Source organism: Synechococcus sp. MIT S9452 (assembly GCF_047304245.1).
Classification (GTDB): Bacteria; Cyanobacteriota; Cyanobacteriia; order PCC-6307; family Cyanobiaceae; genus RCC307.
In genome coordinates this window covers 2,002,312-2,017,817 of record NZ_CP138956.1, presented here as the reverse complement: position 1 = coordinate 2,017,817, position 15,506 = coordinate 2,002,312, and the positions used below count along the sequence as shown (strand labels likewise).

Genomic DNA, 15,506 nt, shown 5'->3' with positions numbered 1-15,506 from the left:
CCGCAGGCAACCATCTCCTGCTTAACCCAACCCCGGTCCGGCTGGCTCAGTAGCGCTGGACCGAGGGATCAATCTCCTGGCTCCAGGCATCAATGCCGCCTGTGACGTTGATGCCTTCGATGCCTTCGCGCTTGAGGGCAATCAAGGCCTTGGCACTGCGGCCACCCAACTTGCAGTGGGCGTAGAGGCGTTTGCCGGCTGCCAGCTCGCGCACCTGCTCAATCGCCGTGCCATTTTCGATCTGATCGAGGGGCACCAACACCGCCCCGGGGATCGTGGCGATCTCGGCCTCCTGGGGCATGCGCACGTCCAGCAGCACGATGTCATCGCCGCCGGCATCAAGCAGTGTTTTGAGCTCACCAACGCTGATGGTTTCCACAGCACCTGCCTCCTCTTGACCGGGAGCGGTTCCACCCACCCCACAGAACTCCTGATAGTCGATCAGTTTGTCGATCACCGGCCTCTCAGGGCTGGGCCGCAACTTGAGCTCGCGGAAGCTCATCTTGAGGGCATCGAACAGCAGCAAACGACCGCTGAGGGTGGTGCCGATGCCGGTGATGATCTTGACCGCTTCAGTGGCCTGGATCACTCCAATGATTCCCGGCAACACCCCCACCACACCGCCTTCGGCGCAGGAGGGGACCAAGCCCGGCGGTGGCGGCTCAGGGAAGAGGTCCCGGTAGTTGGGGCTTTCCGCATCCAGGTTGAACACCGTGGCCTGACCTTCAAACCGGAAGATCGAGCCATAGACATTGGGCTTGCCGAGCAGCACGCAGGCGTCATTCACCAGGTAGCGCGTCGGGAAGTTATCGGTGCCGTCACAAACGATGTCGTAGGGACGAATGATCTCCAGCGCATTCTCACTGGTGAGGGCGGTCTCGTAGAGATCCACCTGACAGTGGGGATTGATCTCGTGGATGCGGGCCTTAGCCGATTCGATCTTGGGCTTACCCACCCAGCTGGTGCCATGGATCACCTGCCGCTGCAGGTTGCTGTGATCCACCACATCGAAATCCACGATGCCGAGGCGGCCGACACCAGCTGCTGCCAGATACAGCAACAGCGGTGAGCCCAGTCCACCAGTGCCGACACAAAGCACCGAGGCACCTTTGAGCCGCTTCTGACCCTCCATGCCCACTTCCGGCAGGATCAGATGCCGAGAGAAGCGGGCGATTTCGTCGGGACTGAGCTCGACGCCGCTGATATCAGGGGGAAGCATGGGGGGTGGATCTCAAGCGCTGGAGCGACCCAGCGGATCCTCTACTTTCCCAAATGCCCGTCACCGGTGAGCTGCAAGTGCAGCGCTTGGGGCTGCAAACAGCCCAGCTCACCCTGCAGAGACCAGGCGCCCCAGGCCAATGGGGCATAACCGCGAATCAACATCAGCGCCCCGGGCCAGCCCCAATGGAGGTCTTCGGCGGACGGCATGACCGGTCCGGTGGGGTGGCTATGGGCCGCCCCAAGCAGCTGCCAGTGGCGATCACGGCACCATCGCTGGGCTGTCACCAACTCGGCAGGGTCAATGCTGAAACGGTTGCGGCGGCTCAACTCTGTCGGTTCCGGCTCAACCGGCTGCCAGACATTGAGGCAGGGCCAAACCCAATGCAACCGCCCGGGCTCGCCGAGCAGCAGGGCACACCCCTCATGGGGCCAGGCGCTACGCAGATCTCTGTCAAGAACCATCAGCCAATGCCCATGGAGCACCAACAGAGGTGGTGAAACGGGTTGGGGCTCGATAACTTGGCGACCAGAATCCATTGCCCGCCTCCATGATGACGGAGACCACCGAAGTCAAAACTGAAGCGCAGGAGGTGGCCGCTGAAACGACAGCTGACAGCGGCGTTGACCTGCAAGCCAAAGCAGGCGAATTCAAGGAGCGCTACGCCGAAGTGCTCGGCAAGGTCAACTCGACCCTCGACGGCGTCGACTGGAACCAGATGGGCCGTATCGGCAAAGCAGCCGGCATCCTGATTGCGGTGATCGTGGCTCAGATCCTGATCAAGGGTGTTCTCGACACCATCAACCTGCTGCCTGTGGTTCCTGGATTGCTGGAGCTACTGGGCCTGGTGGTGGTTGGCAGCTGGAGCTGGAGCAACCTGCGCACCAGCACCAAGCGTGAGGAGCTGGTCCAGAGCATCACCAAACTGCGTCAGGAGTACCTGGGCTGAGGCTCAAAGCATCCGCAACAACGCCTCAATGCTGCGGCGGCTCTGTTCGATATAAGAGCCGCCAAAGAGATTGGCGTGGTTGAGGAGATGGAAGAGGTTGTATGCGATGAGCCGCTGTTCAGCTCCCGCTGGCAGCGGCCATTCGTCGTTGTAGGCCTCAAAAAAAGCCTCAGGCAACCCGCCAAACATCCGGGCCATGGCCAGGTCCACCTCGCGATCGCTGAAGGACACCGCCGGGTCATAGAGGCAGGGGCGACCATCACGCAGCACGCTCGCGTTGCCAGGCCAAAGGTCGCCATGGACCAAACAAGGATCCGGTTGGTGCTGCTCAAGCCAAGGCGGCAACAGCTCCAGCAGCCTCTCGCTCTGGGGGCACCGCACGCCTTGGGCCGCAAGCCGCTGGAATTGATCGGCCAAGCGCTGCTGAGCAAAGAAAGTTCCCCAGCTGCGTTGCCAGCCGCCGCGCTGGATCCCAGCGCCGATCCAACGGTCGCCCTGCCAACCAAACAATCCAGGGGCGGGGGTGAGCTCCAAGCTGCGCCGGTGCAGCTGGGCTACGCCGCGACCAAGTCGCTCCCAGCCGGCGCGATCGCCGCCAGCCAAATCGAGCCAATCGAGCACCAACAGGGCTCGCCCCTCGGCCACACCCAGGGCCAAGGGTCTTGGCAACACCACCGAGCCAGCGCAGGGGATCAAGGCATCCAGGCCTTCGGCTTCGGCTTGCAAACGCTCGAGCTGATCAGCCGCCAGCCATTTGCAAAACAAGCGACCACTGGCTTGCTGGGCACTAACCCCTTGCTGCTGCAGCCAGGACTGCAGATCAAAGCTGCTCTCGCTCAACGCCCTGAGTTCCCAGACTGTGCTGCAGCAAGCCTGACGGAACGACCCTGAGCTCAACAGATGTGGTGGTGTTAGGGGCCGGAATCGCCGGCCTCACCGCGGCAGCGCTGCTGGCCCGTCAGGGCTGTGGTGTGGTGCTGCTGGAAGCCCACCACCAAAGCGGTGGCTGCGCCGGCACCTTTCGGCGTGGCCCCTACACCTTTGATGCCGGAGCCACCCAGGTGGCTGGCTTTGAGCCTGGCGGCAGCCATCAACGCCTATTCACCGAACTGGGGGTGCCGCTGCCGCAGGCCACACCCCTCGACCCCGGCTGTGTGGTGGATCTCGCCGATGGGCACCCGCCCGTCCGGATTTGGAGGGATCCAGAACGTTGGCGGCAGGAACGGGAGCAGCACTTTCCAGGCAGTGAGCGCTTCTGGCAGCTCTGCCAGCGCTTGCACGCAAGCAACTGGGCCTTCGCCGGGAGGCGACCGGTGCTACCGCCGCGCAACGGCTGGGACCTCAGCCAGCTGCTGCGCGCCATTGGCCCCGGCAATGTGCTCAGCGGGCTGCTCTGCACGGCCACGATGGCCGACCTATTGGGGCTCTGCGGCTGCAGCGGCCCTGGGCACCAGCGGCTGCGGCGGTTTTTGGATCTGCAGCTGAGGCTGTATTCCCAAGAGCCGGCCGATCGCACCGCAGCGCTCTATGGGGTCACGGTGCTGGCGATGGTGCAGGAGCCCCTCGGGCTTTGGCACTTGCACGGCTCAATGCAAGAGCTCAGCACCAGCCTGGAAACCGCGCTGCACCAAGCCGGCGGTGAACTGCGCCTGCGGCATCGGGTGAACACGCTGCAAGCCACCAATGGCGGCTGGCATGTGCAGGGGATGGGACCCAAGGGGCAGACCTTTTCGATCGGGGCTGCCGATGTGGTGTGCAGCCTGCCGCCCCAAGGTTTGCCCCAGCTGCTGGGCGATCAAATGCCAGTAGGACTGCAGCGGCGTGTGGAAGGGCTGGATGATCCCTCTGGAGCCCTGGTGCTCTATGGCGCCGTGGCGCGCGACGCCCTGCCAGCTGACTGCCCATCGCACCTGCAATTGGATTGGCAGCAGCCCGGCTCACTGTTTATCTCCATCAGCCAGGAGGGCGATGGCCGCGCTCCAGCAGGGCAAGCAACGGTGATCGCCAGCGTGTTCACCGGCGCCAAGCGCTGGTTTGACCTTGAGCCAGCGGCTTACACAACAGCCAAAGCCGAAGCGCAACAGGGCATTGAGGCCGGCCTTCATCAACTGCTCGGCCTTCAAGAGAGCCACTGGCTGCACCGCGAGCTCGCCACACCACGGAGCTTTGCGCGCTGGACAGGTCGCCCCTTTGGCTTCGTTGGCGGCATCGGTCAGGCGCCAGATCGCTTTGGCCCCTTTGGCTTAGCGAGCCGCAGCCCCCTCGCCGGGCTCTGGCTCTGCGGTGATGCGATCTATCCCGGCGAGGGAACCGCTGGGGTGAGCCTCTCAGCGGAGATGGCGGTGCGCCAGTTGCTCGCTCAAAGAAAAGTGGGCCGAGCGGCTTGAGCTGTAGCCAACGCCTGCTGTAACCCCGTCCAGTCCTCCGCCTCCACCTGCTCAGCCAAGTGGTGCAACGCCTTGCTGTAGGCGGCCAAGGCCTGCTGAACGGCCTCACGGTTGCAGCGGGCCATCAGGCTGCCCAGCTCCGGATTGCCCCCACCGATGCGGGTGGTGTCGGCAAAACCCGATGAAGCCAACGCTTGCAGCAGTCCCTGGGGCTCGGCTGCCGCGGCGCTCTGCAACAGGGCCGCGCTCACCAAGACCGGCATGTGCGAGATGAAGGCCACCGCCCGGTCGTGATCAGCCGGGTCGCACTCGAGCACGGTGCTGCCCAGGTCTCGGCCAAGGGCGCGGGCCATCTCCAGATCAGCGGGGCTCTCCTGCCCACTGGGGGTGATCACCCAGGGGCGCCCCTGGAACAACCCAGCCACACCAGCCTCAACACCCGCTTCGGCAGTCCCGGCCATGGGATGACAACCCACAAACCGTGGCAACTGGGGCTGCCAGGCCGCCAGCACCGGCTGCTTCACCGAACCGGTATCGAGCACCAACGCCTCCGGTGGCAGCGCCTGCAGCAGGGCCGCAGCGGGCTCCACCAACTGATTGAGCGGCAACGCCAGCAACACCAAGCCGCAGCCGTTGAGGCAGCTCAAATCACTGGAGGCCTCATCCGCCAAGCCCCGTTCCAAGGCGCGCTCCACCGTGCTCTGGCGATGGGCCACTCCCACCACCCGATGGCCGCGCTGCCGCAGGTCCAGTCCCAACGAGCCACCGATCAGCCCAAGGCCCACAACACCAATGGCTTGACCAGCCAGACAGTCGGCCAAGGACCTTGCAGTTGTCATCAAGCGCACCTCCAGCTCAGATCAGCTTCCTACGATCCGGCAACCCACAGTGGCGGATGCAGGAAGCCCAGGCCCACCACAAGCTCAAGCAGCTGCTGGGCAGCCGGGCTGGCTCCGGGTGGCCCCATGGGCTGACGCTGACTCGGTTGGTTGCCCGCAGCCTGCGGCGCTCTGACCACAGCCTCTTCCCGATTCGCGAAGGGCAACGCAACGAGTGGATGCTGAGCCTGCTGCTGCCAGCGGTCCTGAGCGAAGCGCCGATCGCCCTGGTGGCCAGCAAACCGCTGCAACGCCGGTTGCTGCAGCACGAGCTGCCGCTGCTGCGCAGTGCTGGCTTGGTGCGCCCCGTTTGGCAAGGCACAACAGCTCCCGCCAGTCCCTGCCTCTGGATGCTCTCGCCTGGGGACTTGGTGCAGGTGTGGCAAAGCAACCAGCTCGGCGAGCACCAGCTGCTGTGCGCAGAAGCCGAACAACTCGAAGAACTGCTTGGGGACGGGCAAGCGGTCCGCATTGAGCCTGAGCACTGGGATCAACTCTCCGCTAGCCAACCGCCCTTGCGCGAGGCCTTGGTGCAACTGCATGAGCGCCTCAGCCGGCAACTGCTCAACCGCCCCCTGGCCCGGCAGCCCAAGCTCGCCATCAGCCGCGAGCAGGAAGCCCCCTTGCGCTTGCTGCTGCAAGGCCGAACTGATCTGCCCAGCCCCTGGCAACGCTGGCTTGATTGCGGCGATCACAGCTGGACCAGCTGGGCGATCCCCGATGCCGAGCAACTGCGCTGGAGCTTGGTGCGCCAACCGCTTCGGCCATTGCAAAGTCTCCACGGCGTGCTGGAGCAGCGCGGTGCCGTACTCGCTGGCAGCTGGGCACCGGAAGGGGTTCGTCTCGACGCCTTAGGGCTGCACGAGCCTGTGGTGATCAGCCTGGGGGACGCCCAACGGGAGGAGGCGCTGCCGCTGTTTGCTCCACGCCAACAACCCTTCCCCAACAGCGCCGACTACGCCGGCCACCTGCTCGATCAATGCCGTCGTTTGGTCTTAGGGCAGGGGGGCTTGAGCATTGTGGTGATCGACGACAACCCACTGCGGCAATGGCTCACCAGCGCCTTGGCAGCGGAATTTGGGCGGCGTGTCGACCATGAACAGACAGCGCCAGAGAGCAATGGCGTGCTCGTCTGCCGTTGGCAGTGGTGGTTGCAAAACCATGAGCAACTTCCTGTGCCATGCCAGTTGGTGGTGGGATCGCTGCCGATAGCGAGCCTGGAAGACCCACTCACCGCAGCCAGGGTGGAAGCCCTGCGCCGCGCGGGCCGCGATTGGTTCCGCGAATGGTTGTTGCCCGATGCCTGTGATCGCTTGCAGCGCAGCGTGGCGCCCTTACGCGGCCAGCAACCTCAACCTCGCCTCGCCATCCTCGATGGCCGCTTGCGCAGCCGCAGCTGGGGGCAACAGCTGCTCAGCGCACTCGAGCCCTGGGAGCGGCTCGAACAACTGAGGCCCGACTAGCCTGGTTCCATGGGAGAAGCCAAACGTCGCGCTCAGCAGGGATTGCCGCCGCGGGAGCCAAAACGCGAGAGCCCCAAAGACACCTCACCTCGGATCGTCAGCTGGTTTCCGCTGACTCGAAACCAGGCCAATCAGTTCGTCAAAGTCACCACCCGCGGCGCCTGGGTTGGCATTGGAGCCCTCGTGGTGTTTTGGATTGTGCTGCGCTTCATTGGCCCTGCAGCGGGCTGGTGGACCCTCGCTGACGGCTAACCCAATCCGTCAGCGCTCGCTAACAAGGCTCGAACCAGTAGGTATTTACACCTCCCCAAAAGGGAAGCAAACCTTAGAATCTGATCAATAGTCTTAATCCTGTGTTCCTGCGACTGGCTGCCCAGTACCAAGACCTGGTCAAGGATTTGGTGCTTACCCTCGAAGCCTTAGCCGAGGGCCTGAAACAGCAAGGCGTCGCTGCAAGCTGTTACAGCTGCGGCACCGACGGAAGCCACGGCGCTTCATTCGTCGCCGACATGACTGATGGCCATGCCGTTCGTTTCTTAGTGACTGGCCTCGGCATCTCCTGGGTTGAGATGCGCAATGGCGTTGAGCTGGTGAAGCTCGAAGGCGCTGAGGCGATCCAAGAGCTGGATCGCCTCAGCTGCCACCTACGCAGCCTTCAGCGCAACGAAGCCGTCGAAGCCTGATCCAGCTCAGCTGGCTTCAGCCAAGGGCTTGGGAGCTTCAGCCGGACGCTCAGCTCCCTGCTTGCGCTTGGCACCAACCGCCGCCAGGGGCTTCATCGAATTGGCCGTCACATCAGCGCCAGCAGTGAGCTTTTCGCGGGTGAGCTGCTCAATCTCTTGGCAGGCCTCGGGGTTTTGCTCGAGCCAAGTGATCGTGTTGTCGCGGCCTTGGCCAACGTTGTCGCCGTTGTAGCTGTACCAAGCGCCTTTACGGACCACCACGCCGGTTTCCTCAGCGAGGTCCAACAGGCATCCCAAGGTGCTGATGCCGCGGCCAAACAGGATGTCGAACTCGGCGATGCGGAACGGTGGTGCCACCTTGTTTTTGGCCACCTTGACCTTGGCCCGAATGCCGTACTCCTCCGTGGCGCGCTTGAGGGTCTGCATGCGGCGGATATCGAGACGCACCGAGGCATAGAACTTCAGTGCATTACCACCAGTGGTGGTTTCTGGATTGCCGTAGGTGACGCCGATCTTGAGCCTGAGCTGGTTGAGGAAGATCACCGTGCAACCGGACTTGCCGATGTTGCCGGTGATCTTGCGCATCGCCTGGCTCATCAGACGGGCCTGAGCGCCCACAGCCAGATCACCCATCTCCCCTTCAATCTCAGCGCGAGGAGTCAACGCCGCCACCGAGTCGACGACCACCAGATCGACAGCCGCTGAACGCACCAGCTGATCAACGATCTCGAGGGCCATTTCGCCGGTGTCGGGCTGAGACACCAATAGGTTCTCGATATCCACCCCCAACGAGGCGGCATAAACAGGATCAAGCGCGTGCTCAGCATCGACAAAGGCCGCCACACCACCACTCCGTTGCACCTCAGCAATGGCATGCAGGGTGAGCGTGGTTTTACCGGAGCTTTCCGGGCCGTAAATCTCAACAACGCGGCCTTTGGGATAACCGCCGCCCAGGGCGAGATCCAAGGTGAGCGCACCGGTGGAGATGGTTTCAACCCGCATGCGGGAGGCATCCCCCAAGCGCATGATCGAACCCTTGCCGAAGTTGCGTTCGATCTGATTCAGCACCAGACCCAGGGCCTTTTCACGCTCAGCAGCGGGAGCTTGGTTGGACTTGGGATCGGCCATGGAGAAAACGGATTAGCAGCGGTTAAAGAAGGCGCCCGAAGACGGAATTACCGGGCATCGTGCGATGACAAAAAGCAAGATGCCACGATCGTCGCCCGGTGTTTCGATCGGCGGAGCGCCAGGGAAATTAGTTCGCTTGTACTATAGCGGCTGCGGGCCATTGCGCCAGGGGTTGAGTCACCACTTCTGGATCGAGCAGCTTGATGCCAGCCGGCAAATTTTGGGCATCACCGGGGCGGAGATACCCCCAGGTGGCCAGCAAGCAGTGCACAGCATCCAGCGCTGGCAGCGCCCGAACAGCCTCCAAGGTCAGGCGCCTGTCCTCTAAGAAGCGCCACGGGCCACTGGCCGGTGCCTGGGCCAGGAGGCGCTGCAAAACCTCGGGCTTGGGGCCGTCCTCACGGCCATAGATCACCTGGGGATGCAACCGATGGCTGCTCAACAAGTCCGCCGTAAAACCAGCACTTTTGGTGGTAAGCACACCCCAAGGCACGCCTTCAGCATCAAGACGTTGCAACGCCTTCAGCATCCAGGGATAGGGGCGGTGCAGCGCCAGCCAGGCTTGACGATCCGTGGCAATGGCCTGCTGGCGAACAGTATCCAAGGCCTCTGTGAGCTGCGGCTCAGACCAGGCCAACTGCTGCAGGCTGGCGGCCAACGCTGCGGCGTAATCCACGTGGAACGCCGCTAGGGGCTGGCCATAACCAGCGATGACAGCGGCCAGCAGCGGCATCTCCCAGCCGTGGTGCACCTGGGGGCGCAGTTGGCGAAACGCCTCAGGGGCCGCCTGGGGCAACGGCACGCCAGAGGGCAGCAACTGGGCGGCAGCCCGGCGGGCAGACCACCAGTACTCCTCCATGCCATCGACGATGACGCCGTCAAAATCCGAGATCAGCACTGGGATCTAAAAAAACTGGGCCGCTAGGATTCGAACCTAGGAATGGCGGGACCAAAACCCGCTGCCTTACCACTTGGCGACGGCCCATCGAAACGCGCGCGGCCATGGCTCGCGCGAGCCCTTATCTAGCCACAACGACCCGCCAAACGTCAAACACCCTGGGCGATTTCGGCTTCTCCATGACGGCGCAGCAAGCGCTCCAAAGCGCGCTGCACCTGGGGAAGGCTGTCGGCTTTGATCACGTGAATGGGCACAGCACCATCGCGGGCACGCTTGCGCAGCTCGGGATGGCGGCCCAATTGATGGCGGCCCGCCAAAACAGCATCAGCGCGCAGCAATTCATCGGTGAGCTGAACAGGCCAACGGCGCATGCGCGCTGCCTGCAACACCAGGCGCGGCGCGATGCCGCAACAGAACACCCGCAGCGGGCGTTCAGGAGCTGTTGCTGGGGCCGGCAGCGGAACCACCTCGGCGGCCAAGGGCGGACGTTTGGGGCCGCCACGCCTGGGCCCCTGCAAGGTCGGCCGTTCCACCACCAGCACACCATCAGGGCCTACGGAGCGCACCTCTGGGGCCGATGACTGTCCGCGCAAAAGCTGATCCACCGTGGCCGCCACATCGCCATGGACCATCCAGCGGCTGCGGCTGTGCATCTCAACCGCCAAGGGGAACGTGGGTTGAGCGGCCCGTTCCAGCACAGCCTTTTGACTGCCGCGGCGCCGGGCTTCGTCGTCGCCAAGGGTGACGGCCTGCACACCGCCAACCAGATCACTCAAGGTGGGATTACGCACCAAATTGGCGAGGGCGTTGCCATGGGCTGTCGCCACCAACTGAACCCCACGCTCAGCGATGGTTCGGGCGGCATGGGCCTCCTGCTCAGTGCCGATTTCATCGATCACGATGACCTCGGGCATGTGGTTTTCCACCGCCTCGATCATCACCCGGTGTTGCAGCTGCGGCCGGGCCACCTGCAGGCGCCTGGCCCGGCCAATGGCTGGATGCGGGATGTCTCCATCTCCAGCAATTTCATTGCTGGTGTCGATCACCATCACGCGACGACCTAAGTCATCGGCCAACACCCGGGCGATCTCACGCAACGCCGTGGTCTTCCCAACCCCTGGCCGGCCCAGCAGCAGCAGGGATTCACCCGTATCCAGCAGATCTCGCACCATGGCCACGGTGCCAAACACAGCCCGCCCAACCCGGCAGGTCAGACCAATCACGCGGCCCGAGCGATTACGCACAGCACTAATGCGATGCAGGGTGCGCTCGATGCCAGCGCGGTTGTCGCCCCCAAAAGGACCCAGCCGTTCAATAACCCCTTGCAAGTCATCGCTGCTGACGGGCTGATCACCCAGATCTTCCGTGCGATCGGCATAACGGGCCGCCGGCAAACGGCCTAAATCCAGCACCACCTCCAGCAAGTCAGCCCGGCGCTCGGGCGCCGCCAAACAGACCTGCAAGCGTTCCGGCAGCAGCGCTAACAACCGGTCCAAATCGTCGGTGATGCATTGCTCACTGACGGTGATCGACGGATGCAGGGGTGGAACCTTCTCCAACAAGGTGCAACATCCAGCTCCCTGTCTGGGTTCTAGCAGTTTCCGGCCAGCTCAGGGCGGCTGAAGAGGCTCTGCAACTGCGCCAGGGCCTGGCCCCACAGATCAGGGCAGGCGCGCAACGCCTGCCCACGGGCTTGCGCCTGCTGCAAGAGCGGTTGAATCAGTTTGCGCGCACTGCCGCCATAGGCAATCCCAGCCACCGCATCAGCCAACCCCTCGCGCTCCAAGCGACGCCTGCTGTCGTGATTGGTGCCGCCCGCCAGCTGCAGTGGCCCAGGCGGCAACTGGCCCAGGCGGCGCTGCAGCAGGTTGACGGCCGCCTGGGCGGTGCCAGCGCCAATATCCCCACTCATGGGGCGGCCATCGAGCTGCCAGAGCCAGGGCCAGCGGCTGCCCTGCAGCAGCTGATGCAATTGCCAAAGATGGTGCGGCATGGCGTCGCCCGAGCCCTCAGGGCAGCTCACCGAGAGCAGCTGCAGAGCCACGCCACTGCGCTCAATTTGCTGCAGGCGCTGAGCAAAGTCAGCGGCCCGGCCTGGATGGGTGTGAAGCTCAATCGCATCGGGCTGCAACTGCTGCAACAACGCAGGCAAAGCCTGCGGCGATAGGGCCATGCTGCGCTCCTCAATCAACCCCAGGGGGCAAACCGGCAAACAGCGGCCGCAGCCATAACAACGCTCGTCCAAGACAGGCCCCTGAGCGGAGATCGCCAGCGGCGGGCAGACCTTGGCGCAGGGCCGGGGGCAGTCAGATGGACAGCGGCTGGGATCAAACCAGGCCTTACGGAAATGGGGGTCCTCGCCATCGCTCAGGCTCACCATCAGCCAGGGCCGAGTTGGGCGCCCGTGTTGCTGGGCCCAATCCATGCCACGGCGCACAGCAGCGACCACCGCCCCATCGGCTGCCACATCGAGGCAATCCGCTCCAGCCAGGGCCGCTAATGCGGCCAAATCCTCGAGGGCCGCCAGATCGTGATTGCTGGCACCACCAATCCATTTGACCCAACGGCCAGCGGCGAGAGCGCGCCGCGGCCCGGAGGGCTGGTTAGGCCGCAAGCGCAGCTCTGAGCGGAGTCCAGCGCAAGCTGCGACTACCGCCGAGTTCCACAACCATGTGAAGGCGGGGCTCCCGCTCACACAGGGCCAACAGGCTGGCTTGCTCCGCCGACGAGAGCACCTGTCCTTCCAGCATCCAGAGCACAACCGGTGCACCACTGGCCAAGGCAGGGCCGAGCTGGGGCATCACCAGCTGCACCTCTCCAACAGCGGCATCACGGCCAACGCAGTGGTGGCCTAGATGGGGCGGGCGCACACCATGAAGCCCAAGCAGAAAGGCTTCTGGATCTCCCAGCCCGCGGGCTGATGTCAGCTCTGTGCGATAGCCAGCAGCGCGCAGCCGGCGCAGCAAGCGTGTCTCAGCTCCGCCCTCGAGTGGGGCATACACCGCCAAGGCCCGTTCGCGCTCGAGGTCCCGGCGGAAAGCGCGGCCGGTGAGCAGCAGGGGCATGGAGCGACTTCAGCAGATACAGCAAAGTTTGGCAGGAACGGCGCCTGCCATTCCAGGAAAGGGTGATGAGTTAGGGTCTTTGCTTGCGCATTTATTGCTGTGCCCGACCGTCAGCCGGGCCTCCAGCGGAAATGCCAGGAGTCATCACGGTTGATGACTTCTCCTTTGGCCAGTGCCGCGACTCGCTTCGGCGAGGTGCTGCCGGGAAACTAGCGCTGCTCAGTCCACACGACCAGCGGTGATCAGTCCCAGCCAAACCTGAAACGGAACACACGTTTCGCTTCAGTCATCCACCCCCAGTTGGCCTTGTGCTGCTGCGGGGTTGTCCAGCTGGCGTCTTTCCCCTCCCCAATGTCCATCGGCATTCTCGGGAAGAAATTGGGCATGTCCCAATTCTTCGACGACGAGGGCAGGGCCGTTCCGGTCACCGTGATCGAAGCGGGCCCTTGCCGCATCACTCAAGTCAAAACTCCCACCAACGACGGCTACAGCGCTGTTCAGGTGGGTTTTGGCGACGTGCGCGAAAAGCTCGTCAATCAGCCCGCCAAGGGTCACCTCAAGAAGTCAGGTGAAGACCTGCTTCGCCACCTCAAGGAGTACCGCGTCGATTCCACCGACGGCGTCGAGCTCGGCAGCAGCGTCACCGTTGATGCCTTTGAGCCCGGCCAGAAAGTGGACGTCAGCGGCGACACCATGGGTCGTGGTTTTTCGGGTTACCAAAAGCGTCACGGCTTCAGCCGCGGTCCCATGACCCACGGCTCCAAGAACCACCGCGAACCGGGTTCGACTGGCGCCGGCACCACGCCCGGCCGCATTTACCCCGGTAAGCGCATGGCTGGTCGTTACGGCGGCACCAAAACCACGGTCAAAGGCCTGGTGGTGCTCAAGGTCGACAGCGAGCGCAATCTGCTCGTGGTCAAAGGGTCCGTACCCGGCAAGCCGGGTGCCCTGTTGAGCATTCGCCCCGCGGTGCGGGTCGGTGCCAAGGCCACGGCTTGAGGAGGGACTGAACCATGAATTGCGTCATCCAAGACTGGCAAGGCAAAGAGGCAGGCAAGGCCTCCCTCGATCTGAAAGTGGCCAAGGAGACTTCGGCCGCTGATCTCATCCATCGCGCCGTGGTGCGGCAGTTGGCGAACGCCCGTCAGGGCACCGCCAGCACGCTGACCCGCTCTGAGGTGCGCGGTGGTGGCCGCAAGCCTTACAAGCAGAAAGGCACCGGCCGGGCCCGTCAGGGTTCGATCCGCACCCCCCTGCGTCCCGGCGGCGGCATCGTTTTCGGTCCCAAGCCCCGCTCCTATGAGCTGGACATGAACCGCAAAGAGCGCCGTCTGGCCCTGCGCACGGCTCTGATGAGCCGTAGCGAGGACATGGTGGTGGTGAAGGCCTTTGGCGACAAGCTCGCCAAGCCCAAAACCAAGGAGGTGCTGTCCGCCCTTGAGCGCTGGGGGGTTCCCTCTGGCAGCAAGGTTCTGATGGTGCTCGCTGACATCAGCGACAACGTCAGGCTCTCGGTCCGCAACCTGCCCCAGCTCAAGCTGATCGCTGCCGATCAGCTCAATGTTTTCGATCTACTCAACGCCCAAAAGTTGGTGGTGAGTGAAGACGCTCTCACCAAGATTCAGGAGGTGTACGGCAATGGCTGAGCGCTTCAGCTCTCGCCTGGCGGATGTGATCCGCAGGCCCCTGATCACCGAGAAGGCCACCCGAGCCCTCGAGCTGAATCAGTACACCTTTGAGGTGGACCCTCGGGCTGCCAAGCCCGACATCAAGGCCGCCGTTGAGCATCTGTTCGACGTCAAGGTCATTGGGGTTAGCACCATGAATCCGCCCCGGCGCACCCGCCGAGTCGGTCGCTTTGCCGGACGCCGCTCCCAGGTCAAAAAGGCCGTGGTGCGTCTTGCCGAAGGCAACAGCATCCAGCTTTTCCCTGAGTCGTAAGGAGCGTTAGTCATGGGAATTCGTAGCTTCCGCCCTTACACCCCCGGCACTCGCACCCGGGTGGTCAGCGACTTCAGTGAAGTCACCCGGCGCAAGCCGGAACGCAGCCTTGTGGTGGCCAAGCACCGCCGCAAGGGCCGCAATAACCGCGGTGTGATCACCTGCCGCCACCGTGGTGGTGGCCACAAGCGGCTCTACCGGATCGTTGATTTCCGTCGCGACAAGCACGGTGTGGTGGCCCGCGTGGCTGCCATCCAGTACGACCCGCATCGCAATGCGCGGCTGGCGCTGCTCTATTACGCCGACGGCGAAAAGCGCTACATCCTTCATCCCGCCGGCGTGCAGGTGGGTCAGGAGGTGGTGGCAGGACCTGAGGCCCCCATTGAGGTGGGCAATGCCCTGCCGCTTTCAGCGATTCCTCTGGGTTCAGCAGTTCACAACGTTGAGCTCTATGCCGGACGCGGCGGCCAAATGGTTCGCACCGCTGGTGCCAGCGCCCAGGTGATGGCCAAAGAGGGGGACTACGTCGCCCTCAAGCTGCCCTCCACCGAGGTTCGCTTGGTGCGCCGCGAGTGCTACGCCACCCTCGGCGAAGTGGGCAACTCTGAAGTCCGCAACACCAGCCTGGGCAAGGCTGGTCGCAAACGCTGGCTGGGTCGCCGCCCCGAGGTGCGCGGCAGCGTGATGAACCCCTGCGATCACCCCCATGGTGGTGGCGAGGGTCGCGCTCCCATCGGCCGCTCTGGTCCTGTGACTCCCTGGGGCAAACCCGCCCTGGGCCTCAAGACCCGCAAGCGCAACAAGCCCAGCAACAAGTTCGTCCTCCGCAAGCGTCGCAAGACCTCCAAGCGGAGCCGTGGCGGACGGGATTCCTGATGAACCAACACCTCTTGCT

At 63.8% G+C, this 15,506-nt stretch carries 18 protein-coding genes and 1 tRNA gene; 9 read left to right on the top strand and 10 right to left on the bottom strand.

From position 1 onward, the window contains the following. Window positions 1-46: 46 nt before the first annotated feature. Together moeB and SIB46_RS10705 are read right to left on the bottom strand one after the other, a co-directional pair. On the bottom strand, window positions 47-1,219 hold the full coding sequence (gene moeB / locus SIB46_RS10710) for a molybdopterin-synthase adenylyltransferase MoeB (protein WP_413296131.1): 1,173 nt from the start codon (window positions 1,217-1,219) through the stop codon (window positions 47-49). Window positions 1,220-1,260: 41 nt separating this feature from the next. Further along, on the bottom strand, window positions 1,261-1,683 hold the full coding sequence (locus SIB46_RS10705; protein ID WP_413296130.1) for a M67 family metallopeptidase: 423 nt from the start codon (window positions 1,681-1,683) through the stop codon (window positions 1,261-1,263). Between the two features lie 86 nt (window positions 1,684-1,769). On the opposite strand from SIB46_RS10705, the gene SIB46_RS10700 reads away from it, so the two are divergent. Further along, a complete protein-coding gene (locus tag SIB46_RS10700) occupies window positions 1,770-2,168 on the top strand; it encodes a CAAD domain-containing protein (protein ID WP_413296129.1) in 399 nt (132 codons plus the stop codon). Window positions 2,169-2,171: 3 nt separating this feature from the next. On the opposite strand, the gene SIB46_RS10695 is transcribed toward SIB46_RS10700, so the two are convergent. After that, on the bottom strand, window positions 2,172-3,008 hold the full coding sequence (locus SIB46_RS10695; protein ID WP_413296128.1) for a fructosamine kinase family protein: 837 nt from the start codon (window positions 3,006-3,008) through the stop codon (window positions 2,172-2,174). Window positions 3,009-3,070: 62 nt separating this feature from the next. On the opposite strand from SIB46_RS10695, the gene crtD reads away from it, so the two are divergent. Further along, entirely contained in the window at window positions 3,071-4,555 is a 1,485-nt protein-coding gene (crtD, locus tag SIB46_RS10690) for a C-3',4' desaturase CrtD (RefSeq protein ID WP_413296127.1), read from the top strand. Here crtD and SIB46_RS10685 read toward each other — a convergent pair. Then, window positions 4,528-5,394 (bottom strand): prephenate/arogenate dehydrogenase, encoded by an 867-nt coding sequence (locus tag SIB46_RS10685; protein WP_413296126.1) that lies wholly within the window; start codon window positions 5,392-5,394, stop codon window positions 4,528-4,530. The two genes, crtD and SIB46_RS10685, sit on opposite strands and share 28 nt — an antisense overlap. Before the next feature lie 56 nt (window positions 5,395-5,450). Here SIB46_RS10685 and SIB46_RS10680 point away from each other — a divergent pair, with 56 nt between their 5' ends. The 3 genes from SIB46_RS10680 (at window position 5,451) to SIB46_RS10670 (ending at window position 7,579) form a co-directional block, all read left to right on the top strand. Then, on the top strand, window positions 5,451-6,896 hold the full coding sequence (locus SIB46_RS10680) for a helicase (protein WP_413296125.1): 1,446 nt from the start codon (window positions 5,451-5,453) through the stop codon (window positions 6,894-6,896). Between the two features lie 9 nt (window positions 6,897-6,905). Beyond that, the gene (locus SIB46_RS10675) at window positions 6,906-7,148 is read left to right on the top strand and encodes a DUF2839 domain-containing protein (protein ID WP_413296124.1); all 243 of its coding nucleotides are present in this window, start codon (window positions 6,906-6,908) and stop codon (window positions 7,146-7,148) included. Between the two features lie 101 nt (window positions 7,149-7,249). Further along, window positions 7,250-7,579 (top strand): DUF1815 family protein, encoded by a 330-nt coding sequence (locus SIB46_RS10670; RefSeq protein WP_413296123.1) that lies wholly within the window; start codon window positions 7,250-7,252, stop codon window positions 7,577-7,579. Between the two features lie 6 nt (window positions 7,580-7,585). Here the strand turns inward: SIB46_RS10670 and recA are convergent, their stop codons facing one another. From recA to SIB46_RS10640, 6 genes are all read right to left on the bottom strand, one after another. Beyond that, window positions 7,586-8,707, bottom strand: coding sequence for a recombinase RecA (recA, locus tag SIB46_RS10665; protein ID WP_413296122.1), 1,122 nt, complete (start codon window positions 8,705-8,707; stop codon window positions 7,586-7,588). A gap of 127 nt (window positions 8,708-8,834) precedes the next feature. Beyond that, window positions 8,835-9,605 carry an HAD family hydrolase gene (locus tag SIB46_RS10660; RefSeq protein WP_413296121.1) on the bottom strand — a complete coding sequence of 257 codons (771 nt, stop codon included), beginning with the start codon at window positions 9,603-9,605 and terminating at the stop codon, window positions 8,835-8,837. 15 nt (window positions 9,606-9,620) lie between these two features. Further along, a tRNA-Gln gene (locus tag SIB46_RS10655) sits at window positions 9,621-9,692 on the bottom strand. A gap of 62 nt (window positions 9,693-9,754) precedes the next feature. Next, the gene (locus SIB46_RS10650) at window positions 9,755-11,167 is read right to left on the bottom strand and encodes an AAA family ATPase (RefSeq protein WP_413296120.1); all 1,413 of its coding nucleotides are present in this window, start codon (window positions 11,165-11,167) and stop codon (window positions 9,755-9,757) included. 29 nt (window positions 11,168-11,196) lie between these two features. Beyond that, window positions 11,197-12,219, bottom strand: a complete 1,023-nt coding sequence (locus SIB46_RS10645) for an LdpA C-terminal domain-containing domain (RefSeq protein WP_413296119.1) — start codon at window positions 12,217-12,219, stop codon at window positions 11,197-11,199. After that, window positions 12,209-12,670: an NAD(P)H-quinone oxidoreductase subunit N gene (locus SIB46_RS10640; protein ID WP_413296118.1), complete on the bottom strand. Its 462-nt coding sequence runs from the start codon at window positions 12,668-12,670 to the stop codon at window positions 12,209-12,211. The genes SIB46_RS10645 and SIB46_RS10640 overlap by 11 nt, the downstream gene beginning before the upstream one ends. A gap of 351 nt (window positions 12,671-13,021) precedes the next feature. Here SIB46_RS10640 and rplC point away from each other — a divergent pair, with 351 nt between their 5' ends. Genes rplC through rplB form a run of 4 tightly spaced genes read left to right on the top strand, consistent with a single transcriptional unit; the run spans window position 13,022 to window position 15,487 of the window. Beyond that, window positions 13,022-13,669, top strand: coding sequence for a 50S ribosomal protein L3 (rplC, locus tag SIB46_RS10635; protein WP_011936530.1), 648 nt, complete (start codon window positions 13,022-13,024; stop codon window positions 13,667-13,669). A 14-nt stretch (window positions 13,670-13,683) separates the two neighbouring features. After that, a complete protein-coding gene (gene rplD, locus SIB46_RS10630) occupies window positions 13,684-14,316 on the top strand; it encodes a 50S ribosomal protein L4 (RefSeq protein ID WP_413296117.1) in 633 nt (210 codons plus the stop codon). Continuing rightward, window positions 14,309-14,611 (top strand): 50S ribosomal protein L23, encoded by a 303-nt coding sequence (locus SIB46_RS10625; RefSeq protein WP_186548448.1) that lies wholly within the window; start codon window positions 14,309-14,311, stop codon window positions 14,609-14,611. The genes rplD and SIB46_RS10625 overlap by 8 nt, the downstream gene beginning before the upstream one ends. Before the next feature lie 12 nt (window positions 14,612-14,623). Beyond that, on the top strand, window positions 14,624-15,487 hold the full coding sequence (gene rplB / locus SIB46_RS10620; RefSeq protein WP_413296116.1) for a 50S ribosomal protein L2: 864 nt from the start codon (window positions 14,624-14,626) through the stop codon (window positions 15,485-15,487). Window positions 15,488-15,506 lie beyond the last annotated feature (19 nt).